Source organism: Streptomyces spiramenti, assembly GCF_012034385.1.
Lineage (GTDB): Bacteria > Actinomycetota > Actinomycetes > Streptomycetales > Streptomycetaceae > Streptomyces > Streptomyces spiramenti.
In genome coordinates, this window is sequence record NZ_JAAVJB010000120.1 from 1 (window position 1) to 15,205 (window position 15,205).

Sequence of the window (15,205 nt, forward strand, 5' to 3'; positions counted from 1 at the left end):
CGCCGCATTCGGGGCGTGCGACGGCCGGGGAAGCGCTGGTGCGGGCGCCTTCGCGCCGGGACGCCCGCTCGCCGCGCCGGGACGGCGGCGCACCCCGCGCCGCGCCCGACCGGCCCCCGGGACGTCACCGCCGCCGGTGTCGTCCGCCGCCACCGGGGAGCACGGGGACGGGGCTGGCGTCACCACCGCCCCCGCGGACCTCGTATGGTCGTATCCGTGTTGGAGGAGATGCGGATCAAGGACCTGGGCGTGATCGACGACGCAGTCGTCGAACTGTCCACCGGCTTCACCGCCGTCACCGGCGAGACCGGTGCCGGCAAGACCATGGTCGTCACCAGCCTCGGGCTGCTGCTCGGTGGCCGGGCCGACGCCGCACTGGTTCGCGCCGGTGCGTCCGGCGCCCTGGTGGAGGGCCGCCTCCGGTTGCCTCCCGACGCCCCTGCCGCGCTCCGCGCCGCCGAGGCGGGCGCGGAACTGGAGGACGACGTCCTGCTGATCAGCCGCACCGTCTCCGCCGAGGGGCGTTCCCGAGCCCACGTCGGCGGGCGGTCCGCCCCGGCGGGACTCCTCGCCGAACTCGGTGACGGCCTCGTCGCTGTCCACGGCCAGAACGACCAGCAGGGCATGCTCCGCCCCGCGCGGCAGCGCGAGGCGCTGGACCGCTACGCCGGGGAGCCCGTCACCCTGGCGCTCCGGGAGTGGGCCACCACCTACCGCCGTGTGCGGGACGTCACCGCCACCCTCGACGAGCTCACCGAGCGCGCCCGCGAGCGCACCCAGGAGGCCGACCTGCTGCGGTTCGGCCTGGCGGAGATCGCCGGGGTCGAGCCGCTCCCCGGGGAGGACGCCGAACTCACCGCCGAGGCAGGTCGCCTCGGCCACGCCGACTCGCTCGCCACCGCGGCCACCACCGCGCACGGCGCCCTCGCGGGCGACCCGGCCGATCCCGAGGGCATCGACGCCGCCACCCTCGTGGCGGGCGCGCACCGCGCGCTGGAGGCCGCCCGCTCGCACGACCCGGCGCTCGCGGCCCTCGCCGACCGGCTCGCCGAGGTCGGAATCCTGCTCTCCGACGTGGCCGGGGACCTCGCCGGCTACGCCGACGACCTCGACGCGGACCCGCTGCGGCTTGCCGCGGTCGAGGAGCGGCGCGCCCTTCTCACCGGGCTGACCCGCAAGTACGGCGAGGACATCGACGCCGTCCTCGCCTGGTCCGAGGAGGCCCAGAACCGGCTCGCGGAACTCGACGGCGACGACGACCGGATCGAGGAACTGACCGCCCTGCGCGCGGAACTCCGCGGCCGGCTCTCCGACCTCGCCCGCACCCTCACGGCGGCCCGCACCGAGGCCGCCACCCGCTTCGGCGACGCGGTGACCGCCGAACTCGCCGGGCTCGCCATGCCCCACGCCCGCGTCGGGATCGCGCTGCGGCGGACCGAACTCGCCGCGGAGGCGGAGGGCCTCGACCTCGACGGCGTCCACGTCGCCTACGGCCCCCACGGCACCGACGAGGCCGAACTCCTCCTCGCGCCCCACCCGGGTTCCCAGCCGCGCCCCGTCGCCAAGGGGGCCTCCGGCGGTGAGCTCTCCCGCGTGATGCTGGCCATCGAGGTCGTGTTCGCGGGGGCGGCCCCCGTTCCCACCTACCTCTTCGACGAGGTCGACGCCGGAGTCGGCGGCAAGGCCGCGGTGGAGGTCGGCCGCCGGCTCGCCCGCCTCGCGCAGAACGCGCAGGTCGTCGTCGTCACCCACCTCCCGCAGGTGGCCGCCTTCGCCGACCGGCACCTGGTGGTGGAGAAGACCCACGACGGGTCGGTCACCCGCAGCGGGGTGCAGGACGTCCGGGGGGAGGCACGGGTCCGCGAGCTCTCGCGGATGCTCGCGGGGCAGGAGGACTCCGACCTCGCGCGCGCCCACGCGGAGGAACTGCTGGCGACCGCGGCCGAGCTCGGCGCCCGCCCGGGCGGAGGCGGCTGAACCCACCGCCCCCGGCCGGGGGTGCGGCCGGGCGGTGCGACACCTCGTCACCCCGCCCCGGGACCGCCCGCACGCCACGGCCCGGGACACCCGCGGCGGTACGGGCCGCACTCCCGTCGCGCGGTGGCGCGCGTCCGCGCCGTTCCGGAGCGCGGCGCGCGGGGCTGCTCCGGCGCGGAACCCGTCGAGGCCGGGCGTTCCGTCACCCGTGTCCGACGGGCGCCGGTGCACTCCGACAGCCACCGACGCCACCGCTTCGCGCCATCCTCACCCTTGCGGGTGGCGGACGGTCACGCCGACCGGGTGAACTGGCATCCTGGACGCCAGCCCACCGCCCGAGCCCAGGAGCAGCCAGCCGTGAGCGGCATCCCCGCACAGTCGCCCGGACCCAGGCCCCTGCACGTGCTCCAGCTGCTGGGCAGCGGCGGCGCCGGCACCGGCGAACACGTCCGGTCCCTCGCCGCAGGTCTCGTCGCCCGGGGGGTGAAGGTCACCGTCTCCGCCCCGGCCGGGGCGGAGCACCACTACCGGTTCGCCGACGTCGGCGCCAGGTTCGCGGAACTCCCCGCCGGTTCCCGGGCCCGCGCCGCCTGGCGCGCCCACACCCTCGCCGCCCGCGCGGACCTCGTCCACGCCCACGGGCTGCGGGCCGGTGCGGTGGCGGCGCTCGCCACCAGGGCGCGCCCCGTGCCGCTCGTCCTCACCTGGCACGTGCGTCGCGACTCCTACGGCCCCACCGCGCCGCTGCGCGACGCCACGGAGGCCATGGTCGCCCGGGCCTCCTCCGTCGTGCTGGGCGCCACCACCGAACTCGTCGACCGCGCCCGGCGACGCGGCGCGCGTGACGCCCGGCTGGCTCCCGTCGGGCTCCCGAGCCCGCGCACGGCGCCCGACGACGCCGGCGGCAGCGCTGCCGCGCGGACCGAACTCGGACTGGGCGAGAGCCCGTTGCTCCTCGCCACCGCGACCCTGGAGCCCGGTCAGGGACACGAGACGCTGCTGTCCGCGGCCGAGCACTGGCGCGCCCGGGGCGCGCCGCCCCTCCTCGCGCTGGTGGGGGACGGTCCGCTCCGACCGGAGTTGGAACGACGGGTCACCCGCGAGCAACTGCCGGTGCGGCTGCTGGGCGACCGGCGGGACGGGCGGCGGCTGCTGGCCGCCGCCGACATCGCCGTCAGCGCGGGCGGGTGGGACGGCCGCGGCCTGGCAGCGCAGGAGGCGCTGCGCGTCGGTGTACCGCTGGTGGCGACCGGGGTCGGCGGGATGCCGCGACTCGTCGGGGACGCCGCGGTCCTGGTGCCCGCCGCCGAACCGCGGGCCCTCGCCGACGCCGTCAGCGGGTTGCTCGCCGACCCCGCACGCAGGGCGGCGCTGTCCGCGGCCGGACGCAGCCGGGCCGACACCTGGCCCACCGAGGATCACACTGTCGCCCATGTCCTGAGCGTCTACGACGAGTTCGCCTGATCCGCCGGGGCAGGACGCCGCCCGGGGCGGGGCCCGCCCCGACCCCGCCGGGTTCGGGCCGGTGCGGGGCCGCGGTCGGGAGGAGCGCGGACGGGGCGGGTCCCGCCCCGCCCGCGGCTCACTTCCGCTTGGCCCAGATGTTGACCCCGCTGGTCGAGACCGCCAGCTCGTCGATGTCGGCCAGCTCCTCGTCGCTCAGCGGCGCGGCGTCCAGCGCCGCCACGTTCTGCTCCAGCTGACGGACGCTGGAGGCCCCGATCAGCGCCGAGGTCATCCGCGGGTCGCGCAGCACCCAGGTCAGCGCCATCTGCGCGAGGCTCTGCCCGCGCCGCTCCGCGATCGCGTTGAGCCCCCGCAGCCTGCCCACCAGCTCCTCGGTCAGCAGCCCCGCGTCCAGCGACGTGCCCTTCGCCGCGCGGGAGTCGGCCGGCACGCCGTCGAGGTACTTGTCAGTCAGCAGCCCCTGAGCGAGCGGCGCGAAGGAGATGCAGCCCATGCCGGCGGCCTCCAGGGTGTCCAGCAGGCCGTCGTTCTCGGTCCAGCGGTTGATCATCGAGTACGACGGCTGGTGGATCAGCGGCCGGACGCCCATGTCGCGCAGGAGCCGCACGGCCTCCGCGGTCTGCTCGGAGTTGTAGGAGGAGACACCGACGTAGAGCGCCTTGCCCTGGGAGACGGCCGACGCGAGCGCGCCCATCGTCTCCTCCAGCGGAGTGTGCGGGTCGAAGCGGTGCGAATAGAAGACGTCGACGTAGTCCACGCCCATGCGGCGCAACGAGGCGTCCAGAGAGGACATCAGGTACTTGCGGGAGCCCCACTCGCCGTAGGGACCGGCGTGCATCCGGTACCCCGCCTTGGTGGAGAGGACCAGCTCGTCGCGGTACGGGGCGAAGTCCTGCCGCAGCAGCTTCCCGAAGTTCGCCTCGGCCGAACCGGGCGGCGGACCGTAGTTGTTGGCCAGGTCGAAGTGGGTGACCCCGTGGTCGAACGCGCTCCGCAGGATGGCGCGCTGGTTCTCCAGCCCCCGGTCGTCACCGAAGTTGTGCCACAGCCCGAGGGAGACCGCCGGCAGCAGCAGGCCGCTCGCGCCGCTGCGCCGGTAGTGCATCCCCGCGTACCGCTGGTCGGCGGCGAGGTAGGGTCCGTCGGTTCCGTGGTCCGTCATCAGTCCTCATCTCCTCGGCTGCCCGGCGGCCCGCGGTGGGGCTCCGGGAGGTCCGGGGCGGCTCGCGCCCCCACGAGATGGGTATCACCTCCGGCCGGGGCCGTCGTGGTGGACCCTCCCCACCCGCGTCGGCCGCCGCCCTGTCGGCCCGCGAGGGGAACGCCGAGGGGCGCCGGGGGCGCCGTGGTGGCGCCCCCGGCGGCCCGGATGCCGCGGGGTCCCGGCGAGCCGGGGGAGCGTCAGCCCCGGTAAGCGCCGGAGGCGGTCAGCCGCAACGCGGTGTCGACCAGCGGCACGTGGCTGAACGCCTGCGGGAAGTTCCCGACCTGGCGCTGCCCGTGGGAATCCCACTCCTCGGCCAGCAGGCCGAGGTCGTTGCGCAGGGCGAGCAGCCGCTCGAAGAGACGGCGGGCCTCGTCGACCCGGCCGATCATCGCCAGGTCGTCCGCCATCCAGAACGAGCAGGCCAGGAACGCGCCCTCCTCGCCGATGAGGCCGTCGACACCGGTCTCGTCGCCCTCCGCCACGGGGTAGCGCAGGATGAAGCCGTCGGGGGTCGACAGCTCCCGCTGGATCGCCTCCACGGTGCCGATGACGCGCTTGTCGTCGGGCGGCAGGAAGCCCATCTGCGGGATGAGCAGCAGCGAGGCGTCCAGCTCCTGCGAGCCGTAGGACTGCGTGAAGGTGTTGCGCTGCGGGTCGTAGCCCTTCTCGCAGACGTCGCGGTGGATGTCCTCCCGCAGCTCCCGCCAGCGGTCCAGCGGGCCGTCGACCTCGCCGGACTCGATCAGCTTGACCGCCCGGTCCACCGCGACCCAGGCCATCACCTTGGAGTGGGTGAAGTGGCGGCGCGGTCCGCGGACCTCCCAGATGCCCTCGTCCGGCTCGTTCCAGTGCTTCTCCAGGTAGCCGATGAGCTTGAGGAGCAGCAGGTTCGAGTGGTCGTTGCGTGCCAGCCCGGTCATGTGCGCCAGGTAGAGCGCCTCGGTGACCTCGCCGTACACGTCGAGCTGGAGCTGTCCGGCGGCGCCGTTGCCGACCCGGACCGGCTTGGAGTTCTCGTACCCCGGCAGCCAGTCCAGTTCGGTCTCGCCCAGCTCCCGCTCACCGGCGATGCCGTACATGATCTGGAGGTTCTCCGGGTCGCCGGCGACGGCGCGCAGCAGCCACTCCCGCCACGCCTGCGCCTCCTCCCGGTAGCCGGTGCGCAGCAGCGAGGAGAGCGTGATCGCCGCGTCGCGCAGCCAGGTGAACCGGTAGTCCCAGTTCCGCGATCCGCCGATGGCCTCCGGGAGGGAGGTGGTCGGCGCGGCGACGATGCCGCCGGTCGGCGCGTAGGTGAGCGCCTTGAGGGTGATCAGCGACCGCACCACGGCCTCACGGTAGGGACCGTGGTACGTGCAGTGGGTCACCCACTCGCGCCAGAACTCCTCCGTGGTCGCGAGAGCCTCCTCCGGCTCCGCGCGGGGCGGCGGCTCCTTGTGCGAGGGCTGCCAGCTGATGGTCATCGCCACCCGCTCGCCCGGGGCCACGGTGAAGTCGGAGTAGGTGGTGAGGTCCTCGCCGTAGGTCTCGGTGGCGGTGTCCAGCCAGACCGAGTCCGGGCCGGCGACGGCCACCAGGCGGTCGTCGACCTTGTGGACCCAGGGGACCACCCAGCCGAAGGAGAAGCGCATCCGCAGCGCGGACCGCATCGGGACGCGCCCGCTCACGCCCTCGACGATCCGGACCAGCTGGGGTGCGCCGTCGCGCGGCGGCATGAAGTCGGTCACCCGGACCGTGCCTCGGGGGGTGTCCCACTCCGATTCCAGGATGAGGGAGTCGCCCTTGTAGCGGCGGCGGGTCGCCGGCGCCGGTTCGGCACCCTCGGCGGGGGCGGGTCCCAGCCGCCAGCAGCCGTGGTCATCGGTCCCCAGAAGACCCGCGAACACCGCGTGTGAGTCGAAACGGGGTAGGCACAGCCAGTCCGCCGAGCCGTCCCGCCCGATCAGCGCGGCGGTCTGCATGTCCCCGATAAGTGCGTAATCCTCGATGCGCCCGGCCACTGCGCGCCTCCAGTCGAACGTACGTCCCGCCCCTCCTGGGGGGCGGTTCTTGCTGATGCCCAGCGAGCGTCCGGGGAAGCTTACGCGTCCCAAGCGCTTTCCCCGTACGGAAGTGAGAGGGAAGGGCGGCCCGCGGACACCGGCGACAGGAGTGCGCCGGTCACAGGGGGGCGCACCGCACTCCGCTCCGGTGCCGGGCACCGGCTCCACCCGGACGTCACTGATACTCTGGTGGCCCGTGGAGCGGAGGACGTCAGATTCCCCGAACCGCAGCGACGGGACCCCGGGAACGACACGGCGTGCGACCGTCGCGGACCCCACCTCGCGACCACGGGAGCACCTCTTGGGCATGCCGATGAACACCCCGACGACCAAGCACATCTTCGTCACCGGAGGAGTCGCCTCCTCTCTCGGCAAGGGCCTCACTGCCTCCAGCCTCGGCGCTCTCCTGAAGGCGCGCGGACTGCGGGTCACGATGCAGAAGCTCGACCCGTACCTGAACGTCGACCCCGGGACGATGAACCCGTTCCAGCACGGCGAGGTCTTCGTCACCGACGACGGCGCCGAGACCGACCTCGACATCGGCCACTACGAGCGCTTCCTCGACGTCGACCTCGACGGCAGCGCCAACGTCACCACCGGCCAGGTCTACTCCACCGTGATCGCCAAGGAGCGGCGCGGCGAGTACCTCGGCGACACCGTGCAGGTCATCCCGCACATCACCAACGAGATCAAGCACCGCATCCGCCGGATGGCGACCGAGGACGTCGACGTCGTCATCACCGAGGTCGGCGGCACCGTGGGCGACATCGAGTCGCTGCCGTTCCTGGAGGCCGTACGCCAGGTCCGCCACGAGGTCGGCCGCGACAACGTCTTCGTGGTGCACATCTCGCTGCTCCCCTACATCGGCCCCTCCGGCGAGCTGAAGACCAAGCCGACCCAGCACTCCGTCGCCGCGCTGCGCAACATCGGCATCCAGCCCGACGCGATCGTGCTGCGCGCCGACCGGGAGGTCCCGGTCTCGATCAAGCGCAAGATCTCGCTCATGTGCGACGTGGACGAGGCCGCCGTGGTCGCGGCCATCGACGCCAAGTCCATCTACGACATCCCCAAGGTGCTGCACGGCGAGGGCCTCGACGCCTATGTCGTCCGGCGGCTGGACCTGCCGTTCCGTGACGTCAGCTGGACCGAGTGGGACGACCTGCTGCGCCGGGTCCACGAACCGGACCACGAGGTCACCGTCGCCCTGGTCGGCAAGTACATCGACCTGCCCGACGCCTACCTCTCGGTCACCGAGGCGATCCGCGCCGGCGGCTTCGCCAACCGCGCCCGCGTCAAGGTCAAGTGGGTCACCTCCGACGACTGCAAGACAGCCGAAGGGGCGGCCGAACAGCTCGGCGACGTGGACGCGGTCTGCGTCCCCGGCGGGTTCGGCGACCGCGGCGTCGAGGGCAAGGTCGCGGCGATCCGCTACGCCCGGGAGAACCGCGTCCCGCTGCTGGGGCTCTGCCTCGGCCTCCAGTGCATCGTCATCGAGGCCGCGCGCAACCTCGCCGGGATCGACGGCGCCGACTCGACCGAGTTCAACAGCTCGGCCGCCAGCCCCGTGATCTCCACCATGGCGGAGCAGCTCGACATCGTCGCAGGCGAGGGCGACATGGGCGGCACGATGCGGCTGGGTCTCTACCCGGCCCGGCTCGCGGAGGGGTCGGTCGTCCGCGAGGTCTACGGCGGCGTGGAGCAGGTCGAGGAGCGCCACCGCCACCGCTACGAGGTCAACAACGCCTACCGCGCGGAGCTGGAGAAGAAGGCGGGACTGGTCTTCTCCGGCACCTCGCCCGACAACCGGCTCGTCGAGTACGTCGAGTACCCGCGCGAGACGCACCCCTTCCTCGTGGCCACCCAGGCCCACCCCGAGCTGAAGTCGCGGCCCACCCGGCCGCACCCGCTCTTCGCCGGGCTGGTCCGGGCCGCTGTCGAGCGCGTCACCGCCGGGGCCGGTGCGGACGCCGCAGCCGAGGGGACCGCCGATGACGCCGGAAAAGGAGCCTGAGGTGACGCGGCCCCCCGAGGACCGTCCCGAGCTGCGTGACATCCCGGCCGACTGGCCGGTGGACGAGACCTTCACCCGGTTCACCGGCCACAAGACCAGCGTCCGCACCGACCGGGTCCGGATGCCGGACGGTACCGTCGCCGCCCGCGACTACCTGGTGCACCCCGGGTCGGTCGCCGTCGTCGCCCTCGACGACGAGGACCGTGTCACGGTCATCCGCCAGTACCGCCATCCGGTCCGGCGCGAGCTGTGGGAGGTGCCGGCCGGACTGCTCGACGTTCCCGGCGAGAACCCGCTGCACGCCGCGCAGCGCGAGCTGTACGAGGAGGCGCACGTCAAGGCGGACGACTGGCGGGTCCTCACCGACCTCTACCCCAGCCCCGGCGGTACCGACGAGGCCGTGCGCATCTTCCTGGCGCGCGGACTCTCCGACGCCGACGGGGACCGCTACGCGGTCGGTGAGGAGGAGGCCCACATGCTGCACGCCCGGGTCCCGCTCGCCGAGCTGGTGCGCGCCGGACTGGCGGGGGAGCTCCAGAACAGTTTCCTCCTCCTGGGCGTCCTCGCCGTGACCGTCGCCCGGTCCGGCGACGGGCTCGACGCGCTGCGTCCCGCCGACGCACCCTGGCCCGCCCGGCCCTTCGGCTGACGGGTCGCCACCACCCGCACGGCGGACACCGATCCGCCTCCTCGATCCGCCGCCCGGTGCCCCCACCGGGCGGCGGACGTGTCTGAGGCGGGCCCGGGAAGGGTGCTGACTTACGCTCGGGGCGTGACGGAACAGGCGGCGCACAGCAGGGTCCCGGCATTCCCGGGCAAGGCGGCAGGACCGGGCGGACCAGCGGTTTTCCTCGGCAGACGGGACGAGTTGTCCACGCTGCGGGGTGACACGGAGCACGCCGGGCTCCACACCCTCGCCGGTCGGCCGGCGCCCCGCAGCCGCGTCCTGTTGATCGTCGGGCGACCCGGCACGGGCCGCAGCGCGCTCGCCGAGGAGTACGCCCGTCGCCGCGAGGCCGCCGCCGACTTCGCCGACGGGGTGCTGCGGGCCCGCCTCACCGACCCGGGCGGGACCCCCGTCCCCCTTGAACGCACCGCCCGCGCCCTGCTCGGCGCCCTCGGTCTCGTCGCCCCGCCCGGCGCGGACGAGGACGAACTGACCGCCGAGCTGCGCGCCGCCCTCGCCGCTCGCGAGGTCCTGCTGCTCCTCGACGACGTCGCCACCGCCGACCAGCTCAACGAACTCACCCCGGACAGCCGGGTCTGCCTGGTCGTCGCCGTCGCTCGGGGGCCGTTGACCGGCGTCCCCGACGTCCGCCCCTGCACCGTCGGCGCGCTGGGCCAGAACGCCGCGGTCCAGCTCATCACCCGCGGCGCCGGACCCACTCGGGTGACCGTGGACCCGCGGGCCGCGGAGGACCTCGCCGAACGGTGCGCCCACCTGCCCGCCGCGCTGGTCCTCGCCGGCGGCTGGCTGGCGGCCCACCCGGACGCCGCCGTCGCCGACGCCGCCCGCCGACTCGCCGACCTGGAGTCGGCAGCCCCCGAGGGCGACGCGCTGGACCGGGCTTTCCGACTCGCCACCTCCCACCTGTCCGCCACCGCCGGCCGCATGCTGCGGCTGCTGGCGCTCGCCCCCGCCGGGCTGGCGGACGCCCACACGGCGGCGACCCTCGCGGGCTGCTCCCTCGGCACCGCCCGCACCACCCTCGCCGAGCTGGCGCTGCTGGGGCTGGTGCGCACCGCCCACGCCAGACCGCCCGGGCCCGAGCAGCCGGTCGGCCCTGTGTACGCCGTGCCCGGCTGCCTCGAACCGCTGCTGCGGGCACGGCTGGAGGAGCGGGAGCGGCCCTCCGACATCCAACTCGCACGGGCCCGCATGCTGGAGCGGACGGTGCGGCAGCTGATGGCGTGCCACGCCGCCACGCAGCCGCCGGACAGCGACGCCATGGAGTGGCTCGCCGGGCTCCCCGGATCGCTCCGCTTCGCCGACGAGGAGACGGCAGCCGCCTGGTTGGCGCACCGACTCGACGCGTTGCAGGCGGCGTCGCGGCTGGCGGTCGCCGACGGTGAACTGGACACCCTGGCGCGGCGGCTGATCGCGGCGCTGACGGCGGCGCTGCTGGCGCACCGAGGCGCCCGGGTCGCCGCCCCGGAGCTGTACCGGCTCCACGAGCTGGTCCTCGGCGTCGCGGAGCGGCAGCACCTGGCCCGGGAACGCGCCGCGGCGCTGCTCAACCTCGGTGACCTCGACGCCGCCAACGGCCGCTCCCGGGCTGCCCTGGCCCGCTACCAGTCCGCGCTCGCCGCGCTGCGGTCGGAGGGGGACCGGGCGGACCGCGAGGCGGTGGGGCGGGTGCTGGAGTCCATCGGTGGCACCCACGCCGAGCTCGGCGGCTGGCAGCGCGCCGCGGACTGGTACGGCAGGGCGCTGTCCATGGCGCAGTCGCGCGACGACCGCGAGGCCGAGGCCCGGCTCCACGGCCGGCTGGGGGCCGTCCTCACCTATGACGAGCAGTGGCGGCCCGCGCTGCGCTCGTGGCGGGCCGCCGCGGCGACCCACCGGCGCCGCGGTGACACCGCCGCGCAGGCGCGCGCCGTGGGCGAGGCCGGGCGGGTGCAGGAGTACGCCGGCTGGACCCAGGACGCCCTGCGTACCTGCCGGGAGGCGCTGCGCATCGCGGAGCGCACCGACGACGCCCGACTGCGGGCGGCGCTCCGGCTGCGGCTGGCGGACTGCGCCGACCGGCTCGGCCACCACCGGGACGCCGACGCGCACCGCGCGGAGGCCGACCTGCTGCTCGGGCCGCCGGAGGACAGCGCGGTGGCGGCCAGGGTTCCGGCTCCCTCCGCCGCCCCCGAAGCCACTACCACCGAAGCCACCACCACCGACGGGCCGTCCGGCGACGCCCCGTCCAGCGACGCCCCGGGAGCCGGGACCGGCGCCGCTCCGCGACCGCACCGGTCCGGCGAGGGCGACGGCGGCGGTGACGGCGGCGCCCGTCGGCTGCGGACCGCCCCGGCCGACCCGCTCGGTGCCCCGGCCGTCGGCGCCGAGGACGATGAGGGAGACCACCCGGCGCCGCCCGCGTGGCGTGGGGCGGCCGAGGGGGCCGGTCCGGGTGGTGGAGACGCGGGTGACGGGGCGGCATCGGCCGATGCCGCCCCGCCCGTCCCCGGGGAGGCGCCGCGGGGAGAGGGGCCGGCGTCGACCGGTGCCGCGGGACCGCTGCCCCCTGCGGTACCCGCCAAGCCCGACTTCCCGCCCGGTGGCGGGTCGTCGGCCCGTCCCGGGGCCGCCGACTCGTCGCCCTCCGAAACCCCGGTGACCACCCAGAGTCGCACCTACGAAACATAGACAGGAATCGCGGAACTTTAGTGATTTCAAGGCTGGACACGGCGAGACTCCTTCATTAAGAATGAGGCTGCCGTGGCTGAACGGGCTGCTCCCGGCATACCGCTGGTATGGGTGCGAAGCCCCTTCTTCCCGGCTTGTCGCCCAGCCGCCGAACCCCCAAGGACCGTGATCGACGTGAAGGTCGGCATCCCCCGCGAGGTCAAGAACAACGAGTTCCGGGTGGCGATCACGCCCGCCGGAGTTCACGAACTGGTACGCGCCGGCCACGAGGTCTTCGTGGAGCGCGACGCGGGCACCGGCTCCGCCATCGCCGACGCCGCCTTCGTCGCCGCCGGTGCCACGGTGCTGCCGACCGCGGACGAGGTCTGGGGCGTCGCCGACCTGGTGCTGAAGGTCAAGGAACCCGTCGCCGAGGAGTACCACCGGCTGCGGAAGAACCAGGTCCTCTTCACCTACCTGCACCTGGCCGCGTCCGCCGAGTGCACCGACGCGCTGCTGGCGTCGGGCACCACCGCGATCGCCTACGAGACGGTGGAGACCGCCGACCGCGCCCTCCCGCTGCTCGCCCCCATGTCCGAGGTGGCGGGCCGCATCGCCCCCCAGGTCGGCGCCTACCACCTGATGCGCTCCGCAGGCGGACGGGGCGTCCTGCCCGGTGGGGTCCCCGGCGTGGCTGCGGCGGACGCGGTCGTCATCGGCGGCGGTGTCTCCGGCTGGAACGCCATGCAGATCGCCGTCGGCATGGGGTTCCGCGTGACCCTGCTCGACACCGACGTCAACAAGCTCCGCGAGGCCAACCGCATCTACGGCGGCCAGGTCCGCACCATCACCTCCAACGCGTTCGAGCTGGAGAAGGCGGTGCGCGAGGCCGACCTCGTCGTCGGCGCGGTCCTGATCCCGGGCGCCAAGGCGCCCAAGCTCGTCAGCAACGAGCTGGTCGCGGGGATGAAGCCCGGCAGTGTCCTGGTGGACATCGCCATCGACCAGGGCGGGTGCTTCGAGGACTCCCGTCCGACGACGCACGCCGAGCCCACCTTCACCGTCCACAACTCGGTCTTCTACTGCGTCGCCAACATGCCCGGCGCCGTGCCCAGCACCTCCACCTACGCCCTCACCAACGCGACGCTGCCCTACATCGTGCAGCTGGCCAATCGCGGCTGGCGGGACGCGCTGCGACGGGGCCCGGCCTTCGCGCTCGGTCTCAACGTCCACGCGGGCGAGGTCGTGTACGCCCCCGTCGCCGCCGCCCACGGCCTGCCGCACGCCGCGTTGGAGTCGCTGCTCGGCTGAGTGGTCGCCCGCCCCGCCGACCCCTCGCCATGGCGTCGTCGCTGCGCCACCGCGTCGCCGCTCGCCCGATCGTCAGATCAACAGGTCGACAATCGGTCGTCAACGGGCGTGTCAACACGGGGAAATGTCACACAACCGACCGGACGTCGTTCGACGACGTCCGGTCGGTTGTCCGTGTGTCCCGCGGTTTGCCGAGGTCAACTCACCCGGAAGGTGACTGTTTACCCGATTCGCTGCGGCCTCCGACCCGTTGTCCGCCCATCGCACGCTCTGGACACACGGTCGCCGTGTGACGACGCGTCAGTGTCGTTACGCCGGTTTGTGTTGCTGTGGACGCCCGACACGCCATAGAGTCGCCAGTCGTCGGCAGGGCGGGACGTGACTCTGTCCAGAAGTTGCTTGGTCCCTAAGGAGGTAGGACGACTTGTGAATGAGTCGACAATCACTCCCGGGGGAGGACAGTCCGGGGGACCGGCGCAGGCTGCGGGCCCCACCGGCCTCGCCGAGGTCGGTTCGGTCGCTGTCCACACGTTCGCGACGCACAAGAACCCAACGGACATGACGGTGCATCAGAAGAACGACGACACCACCACGCAGACGGAGCCCGGCTTGGCGGAGTTGCCCGACGGTCAGTTCTACGACCCGGACGCGGAGTACGAACCCGACCCCGAGTACGCGGCGACGATCGCGCCCGACGCGGCCCGGCAGCGCCGCGAGCGGATCGGTCCCACCGGCCGTCCCCTGCCCTACTTCCCGATTCCGGGGCCGGTCAAGGAACGCGGCCCGGCGACGATCATCGCGATGTGCAACCAGAAGGGCGGGGTCGGCAAGACCACCTCGACCATCAACCTCGGTGCGGCGCTCGCCGAGTACGGCCGCCGCGTGCTGCTGGTGGACTTCGACCCCCAGGGCGCCCTCTCCGTCGGCCTCGGCGTCAACCCGATGGAGCTCGAACTCACCGTCTACAACCTCCTCATGCAGCGGGGCATGGCCCCCGACGAGGTGCTGTTGAAGACGGCCGTCGCCGGCATGGACCTCCTGCCCAGCAACATCGACCTCTCCGCGGCCGAGGTGCAGCTCGTCAGCGAGGTCGCGCGGGAGTCCACGCTCCAGCGGGCCCTCCAGCCGATGCTGTCGGACTACGACTTCGTCGTCATCGACTGCCAGCCCTCGCTCGGCCTGCTCACCGTGAACGCGCTCACCGCCGCGCACAAGGTCATCGTGCCGCTGGAGTGCGAGTTCTTCGCGCTGCGAGGCGTCGCCCTGCTGACCGAGACCATCGAGAAGGTGCAGGAGCGGCTCAACCCGAGCCTCCGGCTCGACGGGATCCTCGCCACGATGTACGACTCCCGCACCGTGCACAGCCGCGAGGTGCTGGCACGCGTCGTGGAGGCGTTCGAGAACCACGTCTACCACACCGTGATCGGCCGCACGGTCCGTTTCCCCGAGACCACCGTCGCGGGTGAACCCATCACCACCTACGCCTCCAACTCCGTCGGTGCCGCCGCCTACCGCCAGCTCGCCAGGGAGGTGCTCGCCCGGTGCCCCGCCGAGTGAGTCTCCCGGCAGCCGACGAACTGTTCCGCACCACCGGCGGTCCCGCCGTCCAGCCGTCCGTTCCCCAGGGGCCACAACCGGTGGAGGACGCCGCTCACCCCCCTGGCCGCCCGGACGAGGAGTCCGGCGAACCAGGGGGAGACGAGGGCGAGGAAGCCGACCGGCCCGGCGGCACCGCTGGGGAGGAGTCCCGCGCATCCCCGCTGCCCACCCAGGGCGCCCGAGCCGCCGCCCGCACGTCGGCCGTTTCGGGTCAGCCGTCCGCCGCGGCGCCCGCCGGCGGCCCGCCCGCGGCC

General features: G+C 74.0%; 9 protein-coding genes and 1 pseudogene. 7 read left to right on the forward strand and 3 right to left on the reverse strand.

The window, feature by feature from the left end; translation table 11 throughout:
* Positions 1-204 precede the first annotated feature (204 nt).
* Together recN and HCJ92_RS14925 are read left to right on the forward strand one after the other, a co-directional pair.
* Positions 205-1,977: a DNA repair protein RecN gene (gene recN, locus HCJ92_RS14920; RefSeq protein WP_167934078.1), complete on the forward strand. Its 1,773-nt coding sequence runs from the start codon at positions 205-207 to the stop codon at positions 1,975-1,977.
* A gap of 357 nt (positions 1,978-2,334) precedes the next feature.
* Positions 2,335-3,441 (forward strand): glycosyltransferase family 4 protein, encoded by a 1,107-nt coding sequence (locus tag HCJ92_RS14925; RefSeq protein ID WP_338054190.1) that lies wholly within the window; start codon positions 2,335-2,337, stop codon positions 3,439-3,441.
* Between the two features lie 118 nt (positions 3,442-3,559).
* On the opposite strand, the gene mgrA is transcribed toward HCJ92_RS14925, so the two are convergent.
* Positions 3,560-4,606, reverse strand: a complete 1,047-nt coding sequence (gene mgrA / locus HCJ92_RS14930; protein ID WP_167934079.1) for an L-glyceraldehyde 3-phosphate reductase — start codon at positions 4,604-4,606, stop codon at positions 3,560-3,562.
* Positions 4,607-4,845: 239 nt separating this feature from the next.
* Entirely contained in the window at positions 4,846-6,651 is a 1,806-nt protein-coding gene (locus HCJ92_RS14935; protein WP_338054191.1) for a glycoside hydrolase family 15 protein, read from the reverse strand.
* A gap of 349 nt (positions 6,652-7,000) precedes the next feature.
* On the opposite strand from HCJ92_RS14935, the gene HCJ92_RS14940 reads away from it, so the two are divergent.
* The 5 genes and pseudogenes from HCJ92_RS14940 (at position 7,001) to HCJ92_RS14960 (ending at position 14,909) form a co-directional block, all read left to right on the forward strand.
* Positions 7,001-8,704 (forward strand): CTP synthase, encoded by a 1,704-nt coding sequence (locus tag HCJ92_RS14940; protein WP_167934080.1) that lies wholly within the window; start codon positions 7,001-7,003, stop codon positions 8,702-8,704.
* Positions 8,705-8,735: 31 nt separating this feature from the next.
* Positions 8,736-9,353: an NUDIX domain-containing protein gene (locus HCJ92_RS14945; protein ID WP_245240886.1), complete on the forward strand. Its 618-nt coding sequence runs from the start codon at positions 8,736-8,738 to the stop codon at positions 9,351-9,353.
* 123 nt (positions 9,354-9,476) lie between these two features.
* Positions 9,477-11,510, forward strand: a pseudogene (locus HCJ92_RS14950) (AAA family ATPase); the annotation flags it as partial.
* A gap of 726 nt (positions 11,511-12,236) precedes the next feature.
* Entirely contained in the window at positions 12,237-13,352 is a 1,116-nt protein-coding gene (gene ald, locus HCJ92_RS14955; protein ID WP_167934084.1) for an alanine dehydrogenase, read from the forward strand.
* A gap of 426 nt (positions 13,353-13,778) precedes the next feature.
* Positions 13,779-14,909, forward strand: coding sequence for a ParA family protein (locus HCJ92_RS14960; RefSeq protein ID WP_420824715.1), 1,131 nt, complete (start codon positions 13,779-13,781; stop codon positions 14,907-14,909).
* Here HCJ92_RS14960 and HCJ92_RS24365 read toward each other — a convergent pair.
* On the reverse strand, positions 14,861-15,205 hold a 345-nt coding region (locus HCJ92_RS24365; RefSeq protein ID WP_209311142.1), incomplete at its 5' end, for a hypothetical protein. The genes HCJ92_RS14960 and HCJ92_RS24365 overlap by 49 nt on opposite strands.